General features: G+C 60.7%; 1 protein-coding gene. It reads left to right on the top strand.

Annotation, left to right across the window (positions count from 1 at the left end; all coding sequences use genetic code 11):
• On the top strand, positions 1 to 679 hold a 679-nt coding region (locus APH34_RS28440; RefSeq protein WP_218187078.1), incomplete at both ends, for an Ig-like domain-containing protein.

Below are 679 nucleotides of genomic sequence, written 5' to 3'. Positions count from 1 at the left end.
TCCCGCGAATTCGCCGACCCATGCCAATGATGGCGCCAATACCGTCACTGAATCGTTCACCTATCGGGTCGAGGATACGGTGGGTAACTGGACCACCAGCACCGTAACCATCACCATCGTCGACGATGTTCCGCAGGCACATTGTGACTATGTGAGTGTTGGTAAGGGCGATGTGGTACGCGGCAACGTGATGCTCAATGATGTGGTCGGTGCTGATACCCGGGGTGATGGCCAATACGTGGTCGGCGTGCGTGCCGGCAGCGATACCTCGACCTCGGCCATTGGCCAGTTGAACACCCAGGTGCATGGGCAGTACGGCTACCTGACCATCGATGCCTATGGCAACGCCGAATACCACTCCGACCCGACCATCGCTTCGCCCAGGGATGCGCTGGAAACATTCGTCTACACCATTCGCGACGCCGATGGCGATGAGAGCACCACGACCATTACCATCAACGTGCACAACGGCCTGATCGCCTGTGCGGACCATGACGTCACGGTGTACGAGAAGGCGCTGGACCTGATCAAAGACGGCAACGACCTGGCGGCCGGCACTGTCACCGGCAGCGATCCAGGTTCGACCCTGGAAACGGCGTCTGGCACGTTGGTTGGCTCAGCCAGCGGCGGCGTCGGTGCGCTGACGTTCAGCCTGGTTGGCAGCGCGGTGGGGCAGTAT

The organism is Pseudomonas sp. NBRC 111131, from assembly GCF_001320525.1.
Lineage (GTDB): Bacteria > Pseudomonadota > Gammaproteobacteria > Pseudomonadales > Pseudomonadaceae > Aquipseudomonas > Aquipseudomonas ceruminis.
This window is presented reverse-complemented; position numbering and strand designations above follow the sequence as displayed.